Origin of the sequence: Leptolyngbya sp. FACHB-541 (assembly GCF_014695875.1) — a bacterium.
Taxonomy (GTDB): Bacteria; Cyanobacteriota; Cyanobacteriia; order Elainellales; family Elainellaceae; genus JAAUTN01.
Genome location: NZ_JACJPC010000044.1, coordinates 1 through 8,953 on the forward strand (window position 1 = coordinate 1; position 8,953 = coordinate 8,953).

The 8,953-nt window shown below is 48.9% G+C and carries 11 protein-coding genes and 1 pseudogene; all 12 read right to left on the reverse strand.

The annotated features are described in order from the left end of the window. Positions 1 to 269: helix-turn-helix domain-containing protein (locus H6G00_RS08180; RefSeq protein ID WP_190796376.1), on the reverse strand; the 269-nt coding region annotated here is incomplete at its 3' end. A gap of 263 nt (positions 270 to 532) precedes the next feature. Continuing rightward, positions 533 to 1,195 (reverse strand): Na(+)/H(+) antiporter subunit B, encoded by a 663-nt coding sequence (locus H6G00_RS08185; protein WP_190796377.1) that lies wholly within the window; start codon positions 1,193 to 1,195, stop codon positions 533 to 535. Beyond that, positions 1,192 to 1,785 (reverse strand): hydrogenase subunit MbhD domain-containing protein, encoded by a 594-nt coding sequence (locus tag H6G00_RS08190; RefSeq protein WP_190796378.1) that lies wholly within the window; start codon positions 1,783 to 1,785, stop codon positions 1,192 to 1,194. The genes H6G00_RS08185 and H6G00_RS08190 overlap by 4 nt, the downstream gene beginning before the upstream one ends. Next, on the reverse strand, positions 1,775 to 2,080 hold the full coding sequence (locus tag H6G00_RS08195; protein ID WP_190796379.1) for a monovalent cation/H(+) antiporter subunit G: 306 nt from the start codon (positions 2,078 to 2,080) through the stop codon (positions 1,775 to 1,777). The genes H6G00_RS08190 and H6G00_RS08195 overlap by 11 nt, the downstream gene beginning before the upstream one ends. Continuing rightward, on the reverse strand, positions 2,077 to 2,334 hold the full coding sequence (locus tag H6G00_RS08200) for a hypothetical protein (RefSeq protein ID WP_190442083.1): 258 nt from the start codon (positions 2,332 to 2,334) through the stop codon (positions 2,077 to 2,079). Before H6G00_RS08200 ends, H6G00_RS08195 begins: the two co-directional genes overlap by 4 nt. Next, positions 2,331 to 2,714 (reverse strand): Na+/H+ antiporter subunit E, encoded by a 384-nt coding sequence (locus H6G00_RS08205; protein ID WP_190796380.1) that lies wholly within the window; start codon positions 2,712 to 2,714, stop codon positions 2,331 to 2,333. Before H6G00_RS08205 ends, H6G00_RS08200 begins: the two co-directional genes overlap by 4 nt. Further along, positions 2,711 to 4,153, reverse strand: a complete 1,443-nt coding sequence (locus H6G00_RS08210; RefSeq protein WP_190796381.1) for a cation:proton antiporter — start codon at positions 4,151 to 4,153, stop codon at positions 2,711 to 2,713. Before H6G00_RS08210 ends, H6G00_RS08205 begins: the two co-directional genes overlap by 4 nt. Further along, complete coding sequence (locus tag H6G00_RS08215; RefSeq protein ID WP_190796385.1) at positions 4,150 to 4,485, reverse strand: NADH-quinone oxidoreductase subunit K; 336 nt, start codon at positions 4,483 to 4,485, stop codon at positions 4,150 to 4,152. Before H6G00_RS08215 ends, H6G00_RS08210 begins: the two co-directional genes overlap by 4 nt. Before the next feature lie 71 nt (positions 4,486 to 4,556). Continuing rightward, on the reverse strand, positions 4,557 to 5,969 hold the full coding sequence (locus H6G00_RS08220) for a cation:proton antiporter (protein WP_190796382.1): 1,413 nt from the start codon (positions 5,967 to 5,969) through the stop codon (positions 4,557 to 4,559). A 161-nt stretch (positions 5,970 to 6,130) separates the two neighbouring features. Continuing rightward, positions 6,131 to 6,463, reverse strand: coding sequence for a hypothetical protein (locus tag H6G00_RS08225; RefSeq protein ID WP_190796383.1), 333 nt, complete (start codon positions 6,461 to 6,463; stop codon positions 6,131 to 6,133). 93 nt (positions 6,464 to 6,556) lie between these two features. Further along, a complete protein-coding gene (locus tag H6G00_RS08230; RefSeq protein WP_190796384.1) occupies positions 6,557 to 7,789 on the reverse strand; it encodes a sodium-dependent bicarbonate transport family permease in 1,233 nt (410 codons plus the stop codon). A 715-nt stretch (positions 7,790 to 8,504) separates the two neighbouring features. Continuing rightward, positions 8,505 to 8,916, reverse strand: a pseudogene (locus H6G00_RS08235) (ATP-binding protein). Between the last annotated feature and the right edge of the window lie 37 nt (positions 8,917 to 8,953).

Here is an 8,953-nt window from a genome sequence, read left to right on the forward strand (position 1 = left end):
GCTGGAATCGCACGGGGGCGACCGCAGGGTTCCTTTTTCTCCAGCATCTCGCTGAGTCCTCCTGCTCGATAGCGCCGTAACCACTTCTGAACGCTGACCCGGTTGCGTCCAAGCAATTGCGCTGCTTGCTGTATCGTTGCCGCTTGCCTACTTTTGAGCAGATACAGCAGTTGTATCCGTTCTTTGCCTGATGCAGTTTTCTGCTCTCTCAGTAACCCTTTGAGGTCTTCCTCACTCTCACTAATCTCTAGCTTGTATACCCCTGCCATCCTTCGTCTTTGAACCCATCAAAAGCTTTGTACCATCTGTAGCCTTACTTTGAAGAATTGGTATTAGCTAGCTGGTGCTACCAACTATCAAGCCGGGAAAGACGGTTCTCCACTCACTTGTGAGGACTAACACTAACCCTCAAACACTCGACTTTCTACATTGCACCGCTTCAATCACACCTTCCAAAGCAAAACCAGAACCGTTGTTTTTTCGTTGCTTAGTGACGAAAAAACAACGGTTCTGGTGCAAGACACGAGTGTACCTACAACAGCCCTCTATAGCGAATAAATATGAGAACGACCGCCCACGATCCCAAAGCTACTTTGATTGCTACTAAAATATTCAAAATTGGCAAAATTCCACCACTCAACAGAGCGCCGAAATCACCGTGGGGAAGTTCAAATCCGGACAGCGTTATCACGGACAGTAAAATAAATACGAGCACTGATACCTTTTCCCAGGCAGCGGCGTGCCAACGCTGGTAAATCCCCTGCATCCATTCTGCAGACGAGGTCATGGCAATCAGTCCGATCGCCGTTCCCCCAGCTACTCCAGCCGCAAAGCCTCCTCCTGGACTAAGGTGTCCACGAATCGCTAATTCAACTCCCACCAAGGCAGATATGGTTGCCCCCAACCGCGCCAGAATAATGGAAGATTCGTCGCTAAATTGGTAGACCTTTTTAGGTGGCCGTTCATTGGATAGGAGATACTTAGTTCCCATGATGGCGATTGTAAAAACAACCACTTCAAAAATCGTGTCATACAGGCGATTACGCAGGATGATACCTGAAACGGCATTCGGTATGCCGCTATCCTGAACTACCGCATCGACGATGGAGAACGGTAAGGTAGGAGCCGGATTTTCAGACAAAAATAGCATTTTGAAGAAAAATGCAATTCCTGCGACAATATAAACCCATTTCATCCCTTTATCTCCGATTTTGATGAGCTGTTGTGACTAAATCGTACAGGGACAGAAACCATTTCGGTTTGCAAAATCTCGTGGATACGAGGGAGACGTGTCGTTGTTGTGTAGGGGAGAATTGCTTCGGTCTGTGATTTCCCTTCTAAAGGCTCCGTATAGGCACAAATAGCATGTACATCCTTATCTACAAGGGCTTGGTGCAGATCTTCCTCGTCCATGTAAGGTACGAGTTCGACTCGCATATAATGCTTGCCAAATACAGCGCGCAGATCTTCCAGTAGTTGGCGGAAGGAATGTTTTGGGGGAGATTCCGTTAAGTTGCCAGTAGCAGCCTCATCTTTTAACACCCCTAACCGCAACACCAAGGACGATCGCACAGCTACCGCATACAGGCTAATCGCTAACAACGTTCCCACCAATGCCTCGGTTAAAGCCACGTCTGGAGCACCCAGTACCGTGTAGACAAGGGCGGCGATCGCGCCCAAAATGCCCCGCATCACGAGAGCATGGTAAGGGTTAGTTTGAAAGATCACCATTGCAGCGGCCAGCGGCAACAGTGCAACAATGATATAAACATAGCTATCCATCACTACGCCTCCTAAAATTGAGGGTACGGCTGGGACTGCTGCTGGAGCAATAGGCTAGGACATAGCCCAGCATCGTATTCCACAGGACTAGGGAAAGAATTGCTAGGAGCAGGAGCGGCCACTCACGCGGGCGGAGCAGGAGCAGTCCTGTAATGATGCTAATCGATCCCAAAGTGTCTGATACTGAAAGGTTGTGGAGTTTGAACAGCACCGATCGCTGAGTCAACAGAGACGAAGTACCCCAAAACCAGAAGAATAACCCAACTCCAATACAGAGGTAGCTCAACAGGTTAATCATGAATCCCCCATCCGCTTGAGAATATGGGCCAGCAGCATAAATCCGGCATCTCCTACACTCAGGATGATGACACCCGCAACACCTAGCATCCAGTCATCCCGCAACACCGAAATCAGCAGAATCATCACTGCGGCTTTCGTTGCCACGCTAGAAAATGCCAGCATGGTTTGCCAAATGTCTTCATCCTTCCATGCTTCGTAGAGAGGGATTAGCAGCGCCACAATCATTGCCATCAACGCCAGATTGAGAATCATGGCTGTTTCCTCCTACATACGCGATGAACTTCGTACCAGCCGTCTTCGTGATACTTCAAGACGGTGGTTTTAGGGGTAAAGGTAATTAGAAATATGTCCAGGAAGATAAGGCCAGGTGTTCGCCTTGTCTTAACCCGCTCCATAATAATTTCTTCCTGAGTATGGGGTTGCAAAATCAGTTGAATGGCTTCCGAGTAGGCTTGAGGAATGGCTCGAACAATTTTCCAGATTGCTTGTATCAACTCCTTCAGTCGTGTGGGTGAAGTTGCGCCGCGAGGTAACAGTAATGCAACGCTCACACCAATGATGATGTTTGCCACACTCAGGTTAGCCGTTAGCAAGAACCAGATTACTAATCGAAGAATGATATGTGCAATCATGCCATTGCCATCCAGAAGAGCGCGACTAAACTTAGGCCCATAACACCGACTAAATGTTCAAATTCCTCTAGAACACGGGGTAGTTTCAGAACCACCTGCCGGAAAATTGCCAGGTAAAGAATCCACCCCAGGAAGATGATGCCTAAAGGCTTCACAATATTTGCGAAGGTATATGCCTCGTAATACACAACGTTAGCCGCGAACAATCCACCTAGAAGCAGCGCCATTGCAGCCCAAAAGCCTGGTTGAAGAGAGGGTCGCTCTAACTCACTTAGGTTTTTGTGAGGCAAAAAGATGAACTTCGCAAACGAAATAGAGGTTCCTAAAGCAGCAACGTTCATCGCAATCACCTGCCAGGGCAGCAAATTCTTCATGGTTAACACCTTTGCCCCAAAACCCGACAGCAAAGGAAATCCTGAAATTGAGAAGCTGGCAATCACGAGGGCAATCCAGAGGGGAGTATGGAGCGATCGCTGGTTAAGTTCCTTGAAACTGCGACTGGGTAACTTCCCGGCTTGTAGAAACAGAGAAGCCTTTACCAACCCGTGGGTTAGGGCATAGAAACCACCCACTTCCGGAGCCGCCAGGATGAAGCCCAACTGCGACACCGTATGGAATGCCAGCATCCGTTTTACATCCTTCTCAAAGACTGCATAGAATACCCCCAACAGTGCCGTTCCTACCCCAAAAAAACGCACAATTGGGTCCATCTCTTCTAGAAAAAGGGCGAAACGCACCATCGGCAGAACTCCTGCTTTTACAACCATCCCAGACATAAGAGCCGAAACGGGCGATTCTGACTCAGAGTGGGTGAGCGGGAGCCAGAGTCCTGATACAAATATGCCTGCCTTAGTCAGCAGACCTAAAAAAATGAGGGCGATCGCTTCATAAGGTGCTCCCCGTAATCCTTCAAAACCAAAGGAATGATGGGCTTTATAAACCAGTACTGCTCCCACTAAATAGAACAGCATCGCGATGTTACTGATGAATAAATAGCGCAGCCCAACCCAGATCGATCGATCTGTTCTCGGATAAGTAATAAGCAAGAATGCAGCAATACTCAAAACCTCTAGTGCTACATACAAACTAATCAAATCGGAGCAGATCAGTGCTGCATTCACACTACCGTGAAGGATCAGGGTTTGTGCAAAAAAGAAGGAGGAGCGATCACTCTGCCAGCAATAAAAAATGACAGCGGTTGTAACGAGAGCATTGGTCAGAATAAAGAAACTTGCTAACGGATCTAACAGCAGGCTAACCCCAAAGTTATCCAGTAACCGTAGCGTAATGGGTTCGGATGCAAGAAATAGCCATATAGAATAGGCTACCGAAGCTAGAGTGCCAGCCAAGGCAAGCGAGCGCGAGAGGCGAGGTAACAGGTAAATCAGAAACCCTACCGAAAACGGAAACCCAATCCAGGCCAAAGTAAGGACTGTCATAATGTTTGATTCCGCTCAATCTCGTTGCTTTCTAGGGTGGGATTATCACGCGACAGCTTCATCACACCGACCAGCATAAGAGCCTGAATTGAAAAGCCAATAACAATTGCTGTCAGAATGACTGCCTGAGGTACGGGGTCAGCATAGGCTTGTGGCGTTCCCTCAGTAACAATAGGCGTAAACCAACCATCTCGCGCTGCTATGACGATGTAGTAGGCAATCACCCCAGTACTCATAACATCCATAGAGATGATTTTCATGACCAGGTTCTTTTTCAGGATAATGCCGAAGAACCCTAATAAAATAGTGGCTAAAGCACAAGCTTCTAACACAGATTCTTCTAATAACATCTGCATAAGCACCTTCAGAAAACACGTCACACAAGATGAAACGACGCGAATCGTTACTCACTCGCTGCTTTTACAGGAGTGGTGAGTTCTGGGATGGGCTCAGTGGATGAACCAAAGGCAACCCGCAAAAAAGGTGGAGCCAGAAAAGTTGTTAAGATCACCATAATAATAATCGACACCTCCAGCGGCTTATCCAAAACGCCGCTAGCTGAGCCAATGCCAGCAAACACTAAACCCACCTCACCTCGAGGGATCATCCCAACTCCGATCGCGAAGCGATTGATTCCGGGTAGTCCAAACACTCCCCAACCCGTCACCAGTTTGCCAACGATCGCTACCCCTACCAAAAAGACAGCAATCAATAGTCCCGCCCGATTCTCCGGTATCATCGGGTTCAAAACACCGAGGTCAGCACGCGCTCCCACCGTCACAAAGAAAATGGGTACCAGTAAATCGGCGATCGGTTTGATTAATTCATCTAACTCGTTCCGGGCATCGGTTTCATCAAGCACCAAACCCGCTGCAAAGGCACCCAAAATCGCTTCGAGGTGAATGGCGTTACCTAAAAATGCCATAAAGAAAGCGAAGATGAATGCCGGAATAACAATATTCCCACGGGTTTTGAGCTGATCTACGATCGCCACAAAACTTTTGTTAAAGACACCCCCCAGCAAAATTGATCCAAGCAAAAATGCCGTAGCACTGACAATCAAGTAAATGACATTGGCAACATCAATCTCACCGGTCTTGGCTAAGCTAGCAACCACAGCCAGGACAATAATGCCGAGGACATCATCAATCACCGCTGCGCCAACAATGATTTGCCCTTCTTTGGATTTGAGTTGACCTAACTCTGACAACACTTTAGAGGTAATGCCGATACTCGTTGCCGTTAACGCCGCCCCCGCAAAAATCGCTGGAATTGCTGCGACATGAAAGAGCATCATTAACCCTGCCGTGCCTGCTGCAAAAGGTGCCGCGACTCCAACACAGGCGACAACCGTGGCTTGAATTCCCACTTCCTTCAGTTGCCGTAGATCGGATTCCAGTCCAATTTCAAATAGCAGAATAATTACGCCGATTTCAGCCAGAACCGAAATCACTTCACTTTGCGACTCAAAGATCCGGGTCAGCGCATCCGGTGCCAATTGATTCAATCCTTGCAGCGCTGTCATAATCACCGAGTCAGAGGCAGACAGCCCTCCTTCGGGAAAGATCACCAGGTGCAACGCCGAAACACCAACAATCACACCAGCGACTAGTTCCCCCAGGACGGGCGGAAAATCCAATCGCCTAGCAACCTCTGCACCGAGCTTGCTAGCCAGATAAATCACCACCAGCGTCAGCAATACGCCAGACAGAATAATGGGTGAATCTTCAGCAACAACGGTCGCTAGGACTGGTATCGGAGCCATGAGAGCAGCTATCTCCCCACTGAAAGGAGGCAGAATGTTGGACAAAATCATGAGTTTAAAGCGATGAAGGTTAAGGGTTTGAGGGAGCCACAAAACGGCGGGGGTTATGAAAAAAGCAACCGATTAAGGACGGTCATGCTTTGGATTTTTGAGTAACGGACAACAAAAAGCCGGGGTCATGACCCGGCCATTTAGGTCTGCATCGTTTCGATTCAACAGCCGTCTGGACCACAGAAACTGTGCCCGTACAGTACCTCCGCGTCACAGATATAGATCATGCCCGCATAATCGAGGAAGAACTTGATTGCGACCTGGTCCGCAATATTCTCGGCCATATCCCGATCCGGGGTGAGTACCTCGAATTTTATATTCGCCGTGGTGTCAGAAACACTGGGTTGTCCCGACGAGCGCACGTTGCGACTGCCTTTACCGCCAGTTGCCACAACCGTATAACCGGTTGCCCCGGATTCTTCGATGATATCGGCGATCTTTTTCAGCAGAATCTTTTCCGTGACGATGACGAGCTTTTTGGCTGGCTTAGCCATGTTGGTTACCTCCTTACCGTAATTGATCTTATATATTGAGTCGCTTGGTCTGCCGGGTCAAGGGAGGGCCGACAGACCGCGACCCGTCTTGGATTAGCTGCCGCCCATCCCGCCTATCGCCTGGGCAAGCCCGAGGAAGAGCGGTATTCCCACGCCAATCGCAATGGGTGTACCGATAGCTGTGGAGGCACCGATGTAGGCGGAGGGATTGGCTGACGGAATCCCGGCTCGCAACGTGGGTGGGCCTGAGATGTCTGAACTGGAGGCGGCGATGACGGCCAGAACCACAACACCACCCATGCTGAATCCTGTGGTGTAGTGGGCAATCATACCGAGACCAAAGGCAATGAGCCCATGCAGCAGCGGTGCCACTACGCTATACACGACGTACCACTGAGCCACCTTACGTAGTTCGCCAATCCTTGACCAAGCCTCCATACCCATGACCACCATCAAGATCGAAAGCAAGCCGCGAAAGGCGGGATCGTAGAAGCTTTGATAGACACTTTCCGGCTGGGCTAATATGCCAAGAGCAATGCCGAGCAACATTGCCGATAGGGCAGATCCCTGGAGGCTTTCCTTCACGATCGGCCATATTTTGACCCGATTATCCGCAGACCGTTGCTTTCTGAGATACTCTTGTCGGCTGCTGGGATGATCACCTGCGGGACTGGAAGACGTGCCTGCGGGACTGGGATAATCGCCTGTGGTACTGAAAGACGTGCCTGCAGGTAGAGATACGCCTGCGGTACTGAAAGCCGCGCCTGCGGTACTGGTATATTCTCCTGCGGGACTGGGATACTCCTGCTTGCTGATAGACTCGCCTGCTGCACTACGCTTCTTCTTTTTGAGATAAATGTTGGCCACCACAATCGCCGTTACGAGCGCTGGGATATCCATGAAGGGATAGAGTGCGCCAGCCCATGCCTCGTATTGCATGTTTGCTCCATCCAGTGTCGTCAGGGCGGCGGCCATAGTAGAGCCACTCACAGCACCAAACAACCCCCCGGTCGCAATCGCATCTACGGTTTTGACCTTCGGCAGCTTGGCCAACGTATAGCGCGCGATGAATACAACGAGAATTCCTATTGCTATAGCAAACGCTACGGGTAACACCATCTCCGTTAGGTTGGAATTACGGATCGCCTGACCACCGGTCAGACCGATTTTCATGAGCAGCATGAAGACGATGATCTGAGTAATCGCCTCTGGAATTACCAATTCGCTACCAAGGGCGGCAATGACCATACCACCAATCAGAAAGCTGAGTGTTGGGGACTGCAACTGCTTAACGAAGTCCATTAAGAACAAGGACAAAAAATCCACGAATACCTCCTTGTGGCTCCTCTAACGAGGGGTGACTATTGTGATAGGTGACTTTAAAGAGTAAGGGAGAAGCGTTTCGCCCCTACAGCACAGGTGTTCCGCGAGAACATGTCGCCAGGGTGTTTAGAATGAACACTCTCCCAATGGGACTGGAAGGTTATAGCTGTCCTGTACTAACATTCATAGAGTTTTATCTACTGAAGTTAGAACTTCCATGTACTTAAGTCTATCGTTCTGCTTAAGTTTATCGTTAAATCCGCACAAATTTGCGATCGCTCTACATGAATCTGCTAAGTAATATCAAATGCAAATCATAAGGTTTTCCTTATATTTCTAGAAAACCTGTGTGCATATTTCTGATCAATCTGAATTGCGATCGCAGAGTTTTCTCACTGCGACATGCTCTCCACCAAAGAGCTAAATGACTGTCGTTCTCCCTTTGTCTCGTGTCAACTACCTTGGTCGATTATCTAAATTCACCTTGTCCGGTTAAGGACAACTCGAATGAATTGTCGCGCTAGAGTGACAACTACTGATTGCCCCTACAAAGCGAGACTAGATTTGGACTAAAAGTGGACTGTCGTGTGCACACGACAGCCCGTTCAACCCCAGTTAAATCGTGAATCAGTAACGCCAGAAGTATGATACTGACGTAGCATAGTTGCTCTTCTGAGCAACTATGCAAAGCGTACATTGCAGATCGCCCTGTCAGAGGCTACTTCGATTGAGTACGCTCTAGCGCAGATTGCTTGCGAAAGCTTTCCGCTTGAATGTCCAAGAATGAGAGCATGATGCACTAATCGGTCTACCGCAGCGACCGTCATGGTGGAGTCAGAAAAGATCGCATCCCATTGACTAAACGGCTGGTTCGCCGTGACCAGCAAACTCCTGCGCTCATAACGATGAGCGATGAGTTCAAACAGCACGCCCGTTTCTGCTTCACTCTTTTTGACGTAGCCTAAGTCATCGATAATGAGCAGATCGAAGCGGTCGAGTTTCGTGAGGATTGCTGACAATTGCAATTGCAGTTTGGCATATTGCAACTGCTGGACTAGTAGTCTACCAAGTGAACTTTGCCTAGTGGGGGTATTGCTGGTAAGCTGACTCAAACCTAGAGAGATGGTCATGAGTGAGAAGCGCTATATTGTCGATTTGACAGATGCT

Excerpts from the sequence above, each read along its gene's own strand:
- H6G00_RS08200 (WP_190442083.1), bottom strand. The coding sequence starts at position 2,334 with ATGATTCTCAATCTGGCGTTGATGGCAATGATTGTGGCGCTGCTAATC.
- H6G00_RS08220 (WP_190796382.1), bottom strand. The coding sequence starts at position 5,969 with ATGATTTTGTCCAACATTCTGCCTCCTTTCAGTGGGGAGATAGCTGCT.
- H6G00_RS08185 (WP_190796377.1), bottom strand. The coding sequence starts at position 1,195 with ATGAAATGGGTTTATATTGTCGCAGGAATTGCATTTTTCTTCAAAATG.
- H6G00_RS08225 (WP_190796383.1), bottom strand. The coding sequence starts at position 6,463 with ATGGCTAAGCCAGCCAAAAAGCTCGTCATCGTCACGGAAAAGATTCTG.
- H6G00_RS08195 (WP_190796379.1), bottom strand. The coding sequence starts at position 2,080 with ATGATTAACCTGTTGAGCTACCTCTGTATTGGAGTTGGGTTATTCTTC.
- H6G00_RS08210 (WP_190796381.1), bottom strand. The coding sequence starts at position 4,153 with ATGACAGTCCTTACTTTGGCCTGGATTGGGTTTCCGTTTTCGGTAGGG.
- H6G00_RS08205 (WP_190796380.1), bottom strand. The coding sequence starts at position 2,714 with ATGATTGCACATATCATTCTTCGATTAGTAATCTGGTTCTTGCTAACG.